11 protein-coding genes and 4 tRNA genes are annotated in these 13,805 nt (G+C 64.2%); all 15 read left to right on the top strand.

What is annotated here, in order from left to right; all coding sequences use genetic code 11:
* Positions 1-16 precede the first annotated feature (16 nt).
* The gene (locus tag OCX61_RS19685) at positions 17-2,734 is read left to right on the top strand and encodes a FimV/HubP family polar landmark protein (protein ID WP_261941013.1); all 2,718 of its coding nucleotides are present in this window, start codon (positions 17-19) and stop codon (positions 2,732-2,734) included.
* Between the two features lie 260 nt (positions 2,735-2,994).
* Positions 2,995-3,849 (top strand): tRNA pseudouridine(38-40) synthase TruA, encoded by an 855-nt coding sequence (truA, locus tag OCX61_RS19680; protein ID WP_261941012.1) that lies wholly within the window; start codon positions 2,995-2,997, stop codon positions 3,847-3,849.
* 60 nt (positions 3,850-3,909) lie between these two features.
* The gene (locus OCX61_RS19675) at positions 3,910-4,530 is read left to right on the top strand and encodes a phosphoribosylanthranilate isomerase (RefSeq protein WP_261941011.1); all 621 of its coding nucleotides are present in this window, start codon (positions 3,910-3,912) and stop codon (positions 4,528-4,530) included.
* Between the two features lie 222 nt (positions 4,531-4,752).
* Complete coding sequence (accD, locus tag OCX61_RS19670; RefSeq protein WP_261941010.1) at positions 4,753-5,646, top strand: acetyl-CoA carboxylase, carboxyltransferase subunit beta; 894 nt, start codon at positions 4,753-4,755, stop codon at positions 5,644-5,646.
* The gene (gene folC, locus OCX61_RS19665; RefSeq protein ID WP_261941009.1) at positions 5,646-6,932 is read left to right on the top strand and encodes a bifunctional tetrahydrofolate synthase/dihydrofolate synthase; all 1,287 of its coding nucleotides are present in this window, start codon (positions 5,646-5,648) and stop codon (positions 6,930-6,932) included. Before accD ends, folC begins: the two co-directional genes overlap by 1 nt.
* A 4-nt stretch (positions 6,933-6,936) precedes the next feature.
* Entirely contained in the window at positions 6,937-7,623 is a 687-nt protein-coding gene (locus OCX61_RS19660) for an SPOR domain-containing protein (RefSeq protein ID WP_261941008.1), read from the top strand.
* Between the two features lie 129 nt (positions 7,624-7,752).
* Positions 7,753-8,310: a CvpA family protein gene (locus tag OCX61_RS19655; RefSeq protein ID WP_261941007.1), complete on the top strand. Its 558-nt coding sequence runs from the start codon at positions 7,753-7,755 to the stop codon at positions 8,308-8,310.
* A gap of 42 nt (positions 8,311-8,352) precedes the next feature.
* Positions 8,353-9,858 (top strand): amidophosphoribosyltransferase, encoded by a 1,506-nt coding sequence (gene purF / locus OCX61_RS19650; RefSeq protein WP_261941006.1) that lies wholly within the window; start codon positions 8,353-8,355, stop codon positions 9,856-9,858.
* Between the two features lie 15 nt (positions 9,859-9,873).
* Complete coding sequence (locus tag OCX61_RS19645) at positions 9,874-11,085, top strand: O-succinylhomoserine sulfhydrylase (RefSeq protein WP_261941005.1); 1,212 nt, start codon at positions 9,874-9,876, stop codon at positions 11,083-11,085.
* Positions 11,085-11,855: an SDR family oxidoreductase gene (locus OCX61_RS19640; protein ID WP_177408522.1), complete on the top strand. Its 771-nt coding sequence runs from the start codon at positions 11,085-11,087 to the stop codon at positions 11,853-11,855. Before OCX61_RS19645 ends, OCX61_RS19640 begins: the two co-directional genes overlap by 1 nt.
* A 147-nt stretch (positions 11,856-12,002) precedes the next feature.
* A tRNA-Val gene (locus OCX61_RS19635) sits at positions 12,003-12,078 on the top strand.
* A gap of 67 nt (positions 12,079-12,145) precedes the next feature.
* A tRNA-Asp gene (locus OCX61_RS19630) sits at positions 12,146-12,222 on the top strand.
* Between the two features lie 99 nt (positions 12,223-12,321).
* Positions 12,322-12,398, top strand: a tRNA-Asp gene (locus tag OCX61_RS19625).
* Positions 12,399-12,538: 140 nt separating this feature from the next.
* A tRNA-Asp gene (locus tag OCX61_RS19620) sits at positions 12,539-12,615 on the top strand.
* Between the two features lie 190 nt (positions 12,616-12,805).
* Positions 12,806-13,642, top strand: coding sequence for a DUF2242 domain-containing protein (locus OCX61_RS19615; protein WP_261941004.1), 837 nt, complete (start codon positions 12,806-12,808; stop codon positions 13,640-13,642).
* Positions 13,643-13,805 lie beyond the last annotated feature (163 nt).

Raw genomic sequence — 13,805 nt, 5'->3', positions numbered from 1 at the left:
TACAAGGGAAGAGGTCATGCTTCGAATTCGCAAACTGGTTCTGGCCATGGCGGCAGCGTCTGCGCTGACGTCGGGCATGGCGAATGCCCTGGGGTTGGGTGAACTGACATTGAAGTCGGCGCAGAACCAGCCCCTGGATGCCGAGATCGAACTGCTCGACGTGCGCGACCTCACCGCAGCCGAAGTGGCGCCAAGCCTGGCGCCGCCGGAAGAGTTCAGCAAGGCCGGGGTGGCGTTTCCGAGCTACCTCGAAGACCTGACCTTCACCCCGGTGATCAACCCCAACGGCAAGAGCGTGCTGCGAGTCACTTCCAGCCAGCCGCTGCCCGGCACGGTGGTCAAGTTCCTGGTCCAGGTGATGTGGCCCCAAGGCCGCCTGTTGCGTGACTACAGCGTGCTGCTCGACCAGGCCAAGGCGCAGGGCCAGCAGCCCGCGGCAGCCAATGTCAACCCGGCCACCAGCAGCGCAGGCAGCTACACCACCAAGCGCCGCGACACCCTGTGGCAGATCGCCGCCCGCAATACCCAGGGCGGTGGCTCGGTGCAGCAGACCATGATCGCCATCCAGGCGCTCAACCCGGATGCCTTCATCGGCAACAACATCAACCAGCTGAAGGTTGGCCAGGTCCTGCGCCTGCCCGACCAGCAGCAGATCCAGAACATCCCCCAAGGCGAAGCCACTCGTGAAGTGGCCGAGCAGTATGCGGCCTGGCGTGAAGGCCGGCGCCTGGGGCCGCGTGCGCGTCAGCTGGATGCCACCCGCCGCGGCGCCGCCGACGCAGCGCCCGAGCGCATCGCCCAGGGCGATAACCTGCGCCTGGTAAGCCCCGGCAACCAGGCGGGCGGCAACAGCGCCAAGGCCATCAACGACAAGCTGGCCGTCGCCCAGGAGAGCCTGGACACCAGCCGTCGTGACAACGACGAACTGAAGAGCCGGGTGGCTGACCTGCAGAGTCAGATGGACAAGCTGCAGAAGCTGATCCAGCTCAAGAACGACCAGTTGGCGCGCCTGGAAGCCCAGGCCGCGGCACCTGAAGCGCCGGCTGCGGCCGCCCTGCCTGGCGAGCCGACCCCTGCGCAGGCCCCAGCGGCCGACGCTGCGCCTGTGGTCGCGCCAGCACCGGCTGCGGTCGATACCGCACCGGCTGAAGGGGAGGCGGCTGCGCAACAGCAGCCAAGTGCCCTGGACGAAATGCTGGGTAACCCGGTCGTATTGGGCCTCATCGCCGGGTCCGCGTTCCTTGTGCTGTTGCTCCTGCTGTTGCTGCTGGCGCGCAAGCGCAAGGCTCAGCAAGAGGCAGAAAAACACCTGCGCATGGCCCGCGCGCTGGCCGAGGAGGGTGAGCGCAGCCCGGATCTCGACCTGCCGCCGAGCAGCTTCGATGGGCTGGAAGTGTCTGCGCCGAGCGTGACCCTCTCGCCTGCCGTGGTGGCCGCCTCGGCCGCCGCTGCGGTGGCGGCGGAAAAACCGGCTGCCGCCACGCCCGCGGCGCCGATTGCAGAGCCCGAGCCGGTGCAGGACCCGAATGCCGCGCTGCTGGCCGAAGTCGAACTGAGCCTGTCGCGCGGTCGCCTGAATCATGCGGCCGACCTGCTGGAGAAGGCAGTGGCGGCGCAGCCGGAAAATGACACCCTGCGCCTCAAGCTGATGGACGTCTATGCCCGTCAGGGCGACCACAGCGCCTTTGTCGAGCAGGAGCGCAAGCTGCCTGGCAGCGAAGCGAACACGGCGCAGGTCAACAGCCTCAAGGAGCGCTACCCGGCCATGCTGGGTCTTGCTGCCGTTGGTGTGGGGGCTGCGGCGCTGGCCGCCGAAATGGACGAGCAGTATGTTCAGGAGTTGCTCCAGGAACAGCCGCAAGAACCCGCTGTAGTTGAAGCAGAACCTGGGCCTGAGCCGCAAGCGCTCGTCGAGCCAGCGCCAGCGCCTGAATCCGAGCCAGAGCTCGAAGCCGCCGCCGAGGCCTTCACCGAGACCTCGGTGCTTGACGACAATGACCTGGACAGCGCTTTTGACCTGAGCCTGGGTGATGATCTGCCGGCGGATGATCTGTCGGTGGAAGATCAACTCGAGCCACCGATGCTGGATGAGGTGCAGTTGGCCGAAGCACAGGCAGTCGCCGAACCGGCGGTCGTCGAGCCGCAAACCGATGCCGATGCTGATTTCGAAGCCTTGCTGGCCCAGGCCCAGTCCGAGCCGCAGAGCGTCGACGACCTGGCCGATTTCGACCTGGCTGAGTTCGATCTGGACAGTGGCGAAGCGGCAGCTCCGGCCGCCTCGGTTGCAGCGGAAGAGGAACCGGTGGATGTCGCCGCCGAACTGGCAGCTTTCGATGCCATCCCGGAGTTCGACCCGATTTCCGAGCTGGAACTACCGGAAGACTTCGACCTGTCGCTGTCGCTGGATGACGACTCGCCGGCGGCCAAGAGCTTTGCCTCGGAGCTGAGCGACGTCAACGCCGAGCTCGACAAGCTGTCGCAGAGCCTGGAGTCGCCATCGCTCGAGCCGCACTTCACCGCCGAAGACGCTGCCGCCGAGCCCGAGCCGCTGGATGACCTCGACTTCGACTTCTTCTCCGGTGCCGACGAAGTCGCGACCAAGCTCGACCTGGCGCGCGCCTACATCGACATGGGCGACCATCAGGGTGCCCGCGACATCCTCGACGAAGTGGTCAAGGATGGTGATGACGGCCAGCGTCAGGAAGCCGAAGAGATGCTCTCGCGTCTGGTCTGAACGCTGGAGCCGAAATTGGCTCCAGCTCGGTCATTGTGGGAGCCGCGCTTGCCGGCGATGGGCCGCGAAGCGGCCCCGGCAATTTATGCAGCAACCTTGAAATCGTGGGGCCGCTTTGCGGTCCATCGCCGGCAAGCGCGGCTCCCACAAGTACGGCGTACGCCTGAGGAAGGTGATAAGCCCGTGCCATCACAGCCCTATAGGGCTGCCGTTGTCGTTATAATCCCCGCCATTCCGTATCACCCACAGGTTTCACGCTCTTGGACATCATCGACACCGCCGCCACCGAATCGGCCGCCGAAGGCTTCACCCGCATTGCCCTGGGCGTGGAATACAAAGGCTCGCGCTACCGCGGCTGGCAGCGCCAGGCCAGCGGCGTGCCCAGCGTCCAGCAGGCCCTCGAGCAGGCGCTGTCGAAGGTGGCCGATGAACCGATCAGCGTCATCTGCGCCGGGCGCACCGATGCCGGTGTGCACGGCTGCGGGCAGGTCGTGCATTTCGACACCCGCGCCGTGCGTGACGAGCGCGCCTGGACCCTGGGCACCAATTTCAACCTGCCCCACGACATCAGTGTGGTCTGGTCGCGGCCGATGCCGGCCGACTTCCATGCGCGCTTCAAGGCCTGTGCCCGGCGCTATCGCTATGTGATCTACAACGACCCGATCCGTCCCGCGCACCTGGCTGAGGAAGTGACCTGGAACCACCGCCCGCTGGATGTCGAGCGCATGGCCCAGGCCGCCCAGTACCTGCTCGGCACCCATGACTTCAGCGCCTTTCGCGCCAGCCAGTGCCAGGCCAAGTCACCGATCAAGCACATCCATCACCTGCGGGTGACCCGTCACGGGCAGATGATCGTGCTGGATGTGCGGGCCACCGCCTTCCTGCACCACATGGTGCGCAACATCGCCGGGGTGCTGATGACCATCGGTGCCGGCGAGCGCCCGGTGGAGTGGGCCCGTGAAGTGCTGGAGGGGCGCAACCGCCGCGAAGGCGGGGTGACTGCGCACCCTTATGGCCTGTACCTGGTGCAGGTGGAGTACCCGGAAGAGTTCCAGCTGCCGCAACGTTACATCGGCCCACACTTTTTGAGCGGTTACGAAGCGCTGGCCGACTGACGCGTCAGAAGTCATTTGCTACCATCGGGCCTTTCACCACTCACTCAAGGTTTGCTGTCCATGAGCAACGTTCGCAGCAAGATCTGCGGGATTACCCGCATCGAAGACGCGCTGGCCGCCGCCGAGGCGGGGGCCGATGCCATCGGTTTCGTCTTCTATGCCAAAAGCCCGCGTGCCGTGGACGTGCGCCAGGCACGGGCGATCATTGCCGAGCTGCCACCGTTCGTGACCACGGTCGGGCTGTTCGTCAATGCCTCGCGTTGCGAGCTGAACGAGATACTCGAGGTGGTGCCGCTGGACCTGCTACAGTTCCACGGCGACGAAACCCCAGCCGATTGCGAAGGCTATCACCGCCCCTGGATCAAGGCCCTGCGGGTGCGCCCGGGCGATGACCTGGAAGCGGCCTGCCAGCACTATGCCGGCGCCCGCGGCATTCTCCTCGACACCTACGTGGCCGGTGTGCCTGGCGGTACCGGCGAGGCCTTCGACTGGTCGCTGGTACCGGCGCGGCTGAGCAAGCCGATCATCCTCGCCGGCGGGCTGTCAGCCGCCAACGTCGGCCAGGCGATCGCCCAGGTGCGGCCGTATGCGGTGGATGTCAGTGGCGGTGTGGAGCAGGCCAAGGGCATCAAGGATGCGGCGAAAATCGAAGCCTTCATGCGTGCGGTGAAACAGGCGTGACAGCAGATGTGACGGCTGGCGGCGCGCCATCGTCCATAGGTTTCGCAGCCCTGCGGGGCGGCCGGCGGCATGCCGCATGGCCAAACGACAGATTGAAGATGGCGCGGTACGCGGGTAGCCCTTGTGGCCGGGCCGTCATCGTTTCATAGAAGAATTTGAGCTCAAGGGCAGGGCATGGCCGGCCAGTCCGGTCCCCGTCCGCCAATACTGGAGAAAGAAAGCATGAGCAACTGGTTAGTCGACAAACTGATCCCTTCGATCATGCGTTCCGAGGTGAAGAAGAGCTCGGTGCCGGAAGGCCTGTGGCACAAGTGCCCGGCCTGCGAGGCCGTGCTGTATCGTCCGGAGCTGGAAAAGACCCTGGATGTCTGCCCCAAGTGCAACCACCACATGCGCATCGGTGCACGTGCCCGCATCGACATCTTCCTCGACCCGGAAGGCCGCGCCGAGCTGGGCGCCGAGCTGGAACCGGTCGACCGCCTGAAGTTCCGTGACGGCAAGAAGTACAAGGACCGCCTGACCGCTGCGCAGAAGCAGACCGGCGAAAAAGATGCCCTGATCTCCATGAGCGGTACCCTGATGGGCATGCCGATCGTGGTCAGCGCCTTCGAGTTCTCGTTCATGGGCGGTTCCATGGGTGCCATCGTCGGTGAGCGCTTCGTGCGCGCCGCCAACTACGCCCTGGAAAACCGCTGCCCGATGGTCTGCTTCTCCGCCTCCGGCGGTGCGCGCATGCAGGAAGCGCTGATCTCGCTGATGCAGATGGCCAAGACCTCGGCCGTGCTGGCACGCCTGCGCGAAGAAGGCATTCCGTTCATTTCGGTGCTGACCGACCCGGTCTACGGCGGTGTTTCTGCCAGCCTGGCAATGCTCGGTGACGTCATCGTCGGTGAGCCGAAGGCGCTGATCGGCTTCGCCGGCCCGCGCGTGATCGAGCAGACCGTACGCGAAAAACTGCCGGAAGGCTTCCAGCGCAGCGAGTTCCTGCTGGAGCACGGTGCCATCGACCTGATCATCTCCCGTGGCGAGCTGCGCCCGCGTCTGGCCCGCCTGCTGGCGCAGATGACCGGCCAGCCAACCCCAGAGCAGGCCCGTGAGGTCGCTGCGGTCGCGTGATGAAACAACGATCCCTGGGCGAGTGGCTCGCCTACCTCGAGCAGCTGCACCCCTCGGCCATCGACATGGGCCTGGAACGGTCGCAGAAGGTGCTTGCCCGGCTGGCGCTGGGCAAGCTGGCGCCACGCGTGGTAACGGTGACTGGCACCAACGGCAAGGGCTCGACCTGCGCCTTCGTGGCCTCGCTGTTGCGCGCCCAGGGGCTGAGGGTGGGCGTGTACAGCTCGCCCCACCTGCTGCGCTACAACGAACGGGTACTGATCGATGGCCAGGAAGCCAGCGATGAGCGCCTGTGCGAAGCCTTTGCCGCCGTCGAGGCGGCGCGGGGCGAAATTTCCCTGACCTACTTCGAAATGGGCACGCTGGCGGCGTTCTGGTTGTTCTACCAGTCGCAGCTGGATGCCGTGGTGCTCGAAGTGGGCCTCGGTGGCCGCCTGGACACCGTGAACGTGGTGGATGCCGACCTGGCGCTGGTGACCAGCATCGGCGTCGATCATGTCGACTACCTGGGCGATACCCGCGAGCTGGTGGCCTTCGAGAAGGCCGGCATCTTCCGAGCGGGCAAGCCGGCGCTGTGCGGTGATCTCGATCCCCCTCGGCCGCTACTGGACAAGGCCGCCGAACTGGCTGCGCCGCTGTTCCTGCGTGGCCGTGATTTCGACCTGGCAAGCGGTGACGGAGGCTGGGATTGGCGCGGGGTCACGGCAGACGGCAAGCCAGTCGAGTTGCATGGCCTGCCGCTGCTCGATCTGCCGATGGAGAACGCCACCCTGGCCCTGCAGGCCTACCTGCTGATGGGCTTGCCGTGGGATGGCGGACAGATCCGCCAGGCTTTGCTCGACACCCGCATTACCGGGCGCCTCGATCGTCGCCAGTTGACCTGGCATGGCAGGGCGGTGGAGCTGCTGCTGGATGTCGGGCACAACCCGCATGCTGCCGAGTATCTGGCCCGGCGTCTGGCCGCACGCCCGCTGAAAGGTCGTCGCCTGGCGGTGTTCGGCTTGCTCGCCGACAAGGATCTGCAGGGTGTCATCGCGCCGCTGCACGAGCTGGTCGATGAGTGGGCGGTTGCGCCACTGCACACGCCACGCAGCCGTCCGGCTGCCGAATTGGCTGCTGCCTTGACGAACCACGGCGCTGCGGTGAAGTCTTACGCCAGTGTCGACGCGGCCCTTGAGGGGCAATGCGCACAGGCGACGGCAGATGACCAGATTCTGCTGTTCGGTTCGTTTTTCTGTGTCGCCGAAGCCCTGGAATGGCTGGAGCGGCAGGCCCTGGAGGGGTGACTAGATGGCAGTGCTGGACAAAGGGATGAAACAGCGCATGGTAGGTGCTTTGGTGCTGGTGGCGCTGGCGGTGATCTTCCTGCCGATGCTGTTCACCCGCCAGGACGAAATGCGCACGGTGCGTGTCGACGCCCCGCAGGCGCCTGCCATGCCGAACCTGCCGGAAGTCAAGGTGGAACCGGTGGCAGTACCTGAGCCGCAGCCGCTGCCGGAGGCACCAGAGCCGTCGCCGGTGGTGGTCAACGAGTCCACGGCACCGGTGAGGGCGCCGAGCCAGCCGATCACGCCGTCGCCGCAGACTCAGCCCCAGCCCCAGCCCCAGACCCAAGTGCAGGCGCAGGTGCAGGCCCAGCCCAAGCCGCAGACGCCTGTGCCAGCGCCAGCGCCAGCTGCCAAGGTAGCAACGCCGGTGGCGACTGCGCCTGCGCCGTCGAAGATTGACGTCAATGGCTTGCCGGTGAGCTGGTCGATCCAGCTGGCCAGCCTGTCCAGCCGGGCCGGCGCCGAGAACCTGCAGAAGACCCTGCGCAGCCAGGGCTACAACGCCTATATCCGCTCAGCCGGTGGCATGAACCGGGTGTATGTCGGGCCGCTGATCGAGCGCGCCGAGGCTGACAAGCTGAAAGACGTGATCAACCGCCAGCAGAAGCTCAATGGCTTCGTGACGCGATTCCAGCCTGAAAAAGGCTGAGCACGGCCGCTCCTACAGGGGGGCGGCGCAGGCCTGAAAACCTGACCCGCCGATCCACCTGACATTCCGCTTACTCCCGGCCTTTTGCTCTGATAAAATGCGCCGCCTCAAACGTCTGCAGGCAGCACCGTGGCCTTTACCCTGGTTGATTGGGCGATCATCGCGATCATCGCCGTCTCCACACTGATCAGTCTCAAGCGCGGCTTCGTCAAGGAAGCCTTGTCCCTGCTCATCTGGATCGTTGCAGGGGCGGTCGCCTGGATGTTCGGTGGGTCGCTTTCGGTGTACCTTGAGAGCTATATCCAGACGCCGTCGATGCGCATCATCGCCGGCTGCGCCATTCTTTTCGTCGCCACCCTGCTGGTGGGGGCCATGCTCAACTTCCTCATCGGCGAGCTGATCCGCGTGACCGGGCTGTCCGGCACCGATCGTTTCCTCGGCATGGCCTTTGGCGCCGCGCGCGGAGCCTTGCTGGTGGTGGTGGCCGTTGGGCTGCTCAGCCTGGGGCCGGTGCAACAAGACACCTGGTGGCAGGAATCACGTCTGATTCCACAGTTTCTATTGGTCGCTGACTGGTCGAAAAACCTGATCCTGGGTTTCACCGGTCAGTGGACTTCCAGTGGGGTGATCAGCGCTCCGGCTGATCTTCCATTCAAGGAGCAGTTGCTCGGGCCGGCAAAGCCCTGAGCGCTGTTCGTTCAAGTTTCATCAAAGTAGGGGTTGCGTCGCATGTGTGGCATCGTCGGTATCGTCGGTAAGTCGAACGTCAATCAGGCGCTGTATGACGCGCTTACGGTCCTCCAGCACCGCGGCCAGGACGCTGCCGGTATCGTGACCAGCCACGACGGCCGGTTGTTCCTGCGCAAGGATAATGGCCTGGTGCGCGACGTCTTCCAGCAGCGCCACATGCAGCGCCTGGTTGGCAGCATCGGCATCGGCCACGTGCGCTACCCGACCGCGGGCAGCTCGACCTCGGCCGAGGCCCAGCCGTTCTACGTCAACTCGCCGTACGGCATCACCCTGGCGCACAACGGCAACCTGACCAACGTCGAGCAGTTGGCCAAGGAGATCTACGAGTCCGACCTGCGCCACGTCAACACCAATTCCGATTCGGAAGTGCTGCTGAACGTGTTCGCCCACGAGCTGGCCGTGCGTGGCAAGCTGCAGCCGACCGAAGAAGACGTGTTCGCCGCGGTTTCCCACGTGCACAGCCGTTGCGTCGGTGGCTACGCAGTGGTCGCGATGATCACCGGTTACGGCATCGTCGGCTTCCGTGATCCGAACGGCATCCGCCCGGTGGTGTTCGGCCAGCGGCACACCGACGAAGGCGTGGAATACATGATCGCCTCGGAAAGCGTCGCTCTGGACGTACTCGGCTTCACCCTGATCCGCGACCTGGCGCCGGGCGAAGCGGTGTACATCACCGAAGAAGGCCAGCTGTACACCAAGCAGTGCGCCGAAGCGCCGAAGCTGCAGCCGTGCATCTTCGAGCACGTCTACCTGGCCCGCCCGGACTCGATCATCGACGGTATCTCGGTATACAAGGCCCGTCTACGCATGGGTGAAAAACTCGCCGACAAGATCATGCGCGAGCGCCCGGAGCACGATATCGACGTGGTCATCCCGATCCCGGACACCAGCCGCACTGCCGCGCTGGAGCTGGCCAACCGTCTGGGCGTGAAGTTCCGCGAAGGCTTCGTCAAGAACCGTTACATCGGCCGTACCTTCATCATGCCTGGCCAGGCTGCACGGAAGAAATCGGTGCGCCAGAAGCTCAACGCCATCGAGCTGGAATTCCGCGGCAAGAACGTGATGCTGGTCGATGACTCGATCGTGCGCGGCACCACCTGCAAGCAGATCATCCAGATGGCCCGCGAAGCTGGCGCCAAGAACGTCTACTTCTGCTCCGCAGCCCCTGCGGTGCGCTACCCCAACGTCTACGGCATCGACATGCCGAGTGTTCACGAACTGATCGCCCACAACCGTACCACCGAACAGGTGGCCGAGTTGATCGGCGCCGACTGGCTGGTCTACCAGGACCTGCCTGACCTGATCGATTCGGTCGGTGGCGGCAAGATCAAGATCGATCACTTCGATTGCGCGGTGTTCAACGGTGAATACGTCACCGGTGACATCGACGAAGCCTACCTTGACCGTATCGAACAGGCCCGTAACGACCTGGCCAAGGTCAAGAACCAGGCCGTTAGCGCGATCATCGACCTCTACAACAACTGATTTGGGAGCGACGGCATGACGGATCAATGGGATGCCGGGCGACTGGACAGTGACCTCGAGGGTGTCGGTTTCGACACCCTGGCGGTACGCGCCGGTCAAAACCGTACACCGGAGGCCGAGCACAGCGAAGCGCTGTTCCTGACCTCCAGCTATGTGTTCCGCACGGCGGCCGATGCCGCTGCGCGTTTTGCCGGCGAAACGCCGGGCAACGTCTATTCGCGCTACACCAACCCGTCCGTGCGTGCGTTCGAAGAGCGCCTGGCGGCCATGGAAGGTGCCGAGCAGGCCGTGGCCACTTCCACCGGCATGGCGGCGATCCTTGCCGTGGTGATGTCGCTGTGCAGTGCCGGCGACCATGTGCTGGTGTCGCAGAGCGTGTTCGGCTCGACCATCAGCCTGTTCGAGAAGTACTTCAAGCGCTTTGGTGTGCAGGTGGACTACGTGCCACTGGTCGATCTCACTGGCTGGGAAAAGGCCATCAAGGACAACACCAAGCTGCTGATCGTCGAATCGCCTTCAAACCCGCTCGCCGAACTGGTCGACATCACTGCGCTGGCTGAAATTGCCCACGCCCGTGGCGCCATGCTGGTGGTAGACAACTGCTTCAGCACGCCGGCCTTGCAGCAGCCGCTCAAGCTGGGTGCCGACATCGTGTTCCACTCAGCCACCAAGTTCATCGACGGCCAGGGCCGTTGCATGGGTGGCGTGGTCGCCGGCCGCGCCGAGCAGATGAAAGAAGTGGTGGGCTTCCTGCGTACTGCGGGGCCGACCCTCAGCCCGTTCAACGCCTGGATCTTCACCAAGGGCCTGGAAACCCTCAAGCTGCGCATGCGTGCGCATTGCGAGAGCGCCCAGCGCCTGGCCGAATGGCTGGAGCAGCAGGACGGTGTGGAGAAGGTGCATTACGCCGGCCTGCCAAGCCACCCGCAGCACGAGCTGGCCAAGCGCCAGATGAGCGGCTTCGGCGCGGTGGTCAGCTTCGAGGTCAAGGGTGGCAAAGCAGGCGCCTGGCGCTTCATCGATGCGACCCGGGTGATTTCGATCACCACCAACCTTGGCGACAGCAAGACCACCATCGCCCACCCGGCCACCACCTCCCACGGCCGCCTGACGCCGCAGGAGCGTGAAGCGGCGGGCATTCGCGACAGCCTGATCCGGGTTGCCGTGGGCCTGGAAGACGTGGCTGACCTGCAGGCGGACCTCGCCCGTGGGTTGGCGGTGCTGTGATGGAAATCCGCGGCGGTGCGCCAGGCCATAACGGCCGGGTTGCCCTGGTCACCGGTGCCGCCCGCGGCATCGGCCTGGGCATTGCCGCCTGGTTGATCTGCGAAGGTTGGCAAGTGGTACTCAGCGACCTCGACCGCCAGCGCGGTGCCAAGGTGGCCAAGGCCCTGGGCGAAAACGCCTGGTTCATCACCATGGACGTGGCCGATGAGGCCCAGGTCAGTGCCGGGGTGTCCGAAGTGCTCGGCCAGTTCGGGCGCCTGGATGCCCTGGTGTGCAACGCGGCGATCGCCAACCCGCACAACCAGACCCTCGAAAGCCTGAGCCTGGCACAGTGGAATCGGGTGCTGGCGGTCAATCTCAATGGCCCCATGCTGCTGGCCAAGCATTGTGCGCCGTACCTGCGCGCGCACAATGGTGCAATCGTCAACTTGACCTCGACCCGTGCCCGGCAATCCGAGCCGGACACCGAGGCCTATGCGGCGAGCAAGGGTGGCCTGGTGGCCTTGACCCACGCCCTGGCCATGAGCCTGGGCCCGGAGATCCGCGTCAATGCGGTGAGCCCGGGCTGGATCGATGCCCGTGATCCGTCCCAGCGCCGTGCCGAGCCATTGACCGATGCCGACCATGCCCAGCATCCGACGGGCAGGGTGGGGACCGTGGAAGATGTGGCGGCCATGGTTGCCTGGTTGCTGTCGCGCCAGGCCGGGTTCGTCACGGGCCAGGAGTTCGTTGTCGACGGCGGCATGACCCGCAAGATGATCTACACCTGAGTAGGCCGCCACACGCGAAGGGGACCGAAGGTCCCTTTTGCTTTTTTGGCTTTTTTGAAAAAAATTCAACGGGGCTATTGACTTAGCTTCGGCACCTGCGTAAATTTCGCGGCCTCAGCGAAGCAAACGCAACAAGCAACATCGCGAGGGTGATTAGCTCAGCCGGGAGAGCATCTGCCTTACAAGCAGAGGGTCGGCGGTTCGATCCCGTCATCACCCACCACTTCCTGAGAGTGTTTCTAGCGCTGGACGCTTCAGATGAAGCTGATAGCCGGAGAGAAACGCACTGCGCAGCGGTAGTTCAGTCGGTTAGAATACCGGCCTGTCACGCCGGGGGTCGCGGGTTCGAGTCCCGTCCGCTGCGCCATTTTTCAGTAACAGATGGGTGCCTGGCACCGGTCTGAAGTCGAAGGCGAAATGCCATAGACTGATCCCAGTTTCAATCAGGCGTAAGCCTGAACGATACGCAGCGGTAGTTCAGTCGGTTAGAATACCGGCCTGTCACGCCGGGGGTCGCGGGTTCGAGTCCCGTCCGCTGCGCCATCTTCGTTTCAAGGTCCCTAGAACACCTTGAAGCACACACAAATGAAGCGATCAAATATCGCTTTTTTTGTGCCTGCCCTGAGGCTATAGCGCCGGAAGGGTAGACCCAGGTTTCAATCGGGCGCAAGCCTGAATGATACGCAGCGGTAGTTCAGTCGGTTAGAATACCGGCCTGTCACGCCGGGGGTCGCGGGTTCGAGTCCCGTCCGCTGCGCCATCTTCGCTTCAAGGCCCCTTGAACGCCTTGAAGCAACGAGAAAGCGACCTTAGGGTCGCTTTTTTCGTTTCTGGACCATGCCGGCGACCAGATTTACACGAACCTGACAGACTCTTCACCGATCAACGGTTCCTGTGCTTGCCTGCAGTGATGCACAATAGGCATCTTTTTGACTTTCCCGGAATTCGCAATGACCAAGTCATCCGTCTTTGGTGCGCTCGGGCTGGCCCTGGTGCTGGCGGGCGTGACCGGTTGCTCTTCGAAGAAAGCCGCCATCTACGAGCACGAGAACTTCGACGACTCGGGGACTTACTCGCGCAGCTTCCCGGTGACCGATGCCGGCTCCTGCGAAGCGGCCCGCCGTGCGTTGCTCAGCCAGGGCTACATCATCACCAGCAGTGGTGCCAACCAGGTGATGGGCAACAAGAGCTTCCAGCAGAACAGCGAAAACCACCTGCAGATCAGCTTCAACGTGACCTGTGCGCCAGACGTCAACGACGACAAGCGTTCGACCATGTTCGCCAACGCCCTGCAGGACCGCTACAGCCTGAAGAAGTCCAACAGTTCGGCTAGCCTGGGTGTCGGTGTGCTCGGTTCGGTATCCATGCCGATCGGGTCCAGCGACGATTCGATGGTCAAGGTCGCCAGCGAAACGGTGACGGCGGCGCAGTTCTATGACCGTTACTTCGCCCTGGTCGAAAGCTTCCTGCCCAAGCCGAAGAAGGTTGCCAAGGCCAAGGTCGAGGCGCCCGTGGCCAAGCCCGAGAAGCCGGCGCCGGACCTGGGCTTGCCGGAGCAAGCCTCGGTGGCCCCTGCTGTTGCACCGCCAGCGGCTGCACCGTTGGTTGACGCTGCTTCTGCTTCTGCTTCTGCTCCTGCGGCGGCTGCGCCTGCCAGTGAAGCGGTGGCCAAACCGCTGGTCGATGACAGCCAGGGTTCGCAACCGGTGGCACCGCCAGCGGAGGCTGCCCCGATTCAGGTGCAGCAGGATGCCCAGCCTGCAGCGCCGGCGCCGTCCTCGCTTTAATTCGCTGTTACAGATGAGCGGCGATAAGTTCCTGAACACCTGCTACGTTTACCACTCATGGACTTGTCATTATTCCTTCACCCGGCTCGTTTAGGTTGAAGGCATGACCAATGAAGACAGATGAGAAGAGGAAGCAGGGCGATGGATGACTATCAGGAAGAGC

The organism is Pseudomonas sp. LRP2-20, from assembly GCF_024349685.1.
GTDB lineage: Bacteria > Pseudomonadota > Gammaproteobacteria > Pseudomonadales > Pseudomonadaceae > Aquipseudomonas.
Note: the sequence above shows the minus strand (reverse complement) of the source record. Positions and strands in the feature narration are given on the sequence as shown.

Coding starts and splice junctions, on each gene's coding strand:
- OCX61_RS19685 (WP_261941013.1), top strand. CDS start 17: ATGCTTCGAATTCGCAAACTGGTTCTGGCCATGGCGGCAGCGTCTGCG.
- OCX61_RS19675 (WP_261941011.1), top strand. CDS start 3,910: ATGAGCAACGTTCGCAGCAAGATCTGCGGGATTACCCGCATCGAAGAC.
- accD (WP_261941010.1), top strand. CDS start 4,753: ATGAGCAACTGGTTAGTCGACAAACTGATCCCTTCGATCATGCGTTCC.
- folC (WP_261941009.1), top strand. CDS start 5,646: ATGAAACAACGATCCCTGGGCGAGTGGCTCGCCTACCTCGAGCAGCTG.
- OCX61_RS19660 (WP_261941008.1), top strand. CDS start 6,937: ATGGCAGTGCTGGACAAAGGGATGAAACAGCGCATGGTAGGTGCTTTG.
- purF (WP_261941006.1), top strand. CDS start 8,353: ATGTGTGGCATCGTCGGTATCGTCGGTAAGTCGAACGTCAATCAGGCG.
- OCX61_RS19645 (WP_261941005.1), top strand. CDS start 9,874: ATGACGGATCAATGGGATGCCGGGCGACTGGACAGTGACCTCGAGGGT.
- OCX61_RS19640 (WP_177408522.1), top strand. CDS start 11,085: ATGGAAATCCGCGGCGGTGCGCCAGGCCATAACGGCCGGGTTGCCCTG.
- OCX61_RS19615 (WP_261941004.1), top strand. CDS start 12,806: ATGACCAAGTCATCCGTCTTTGGTGCGCTCGGGCTGGCCCTGGTGCTG.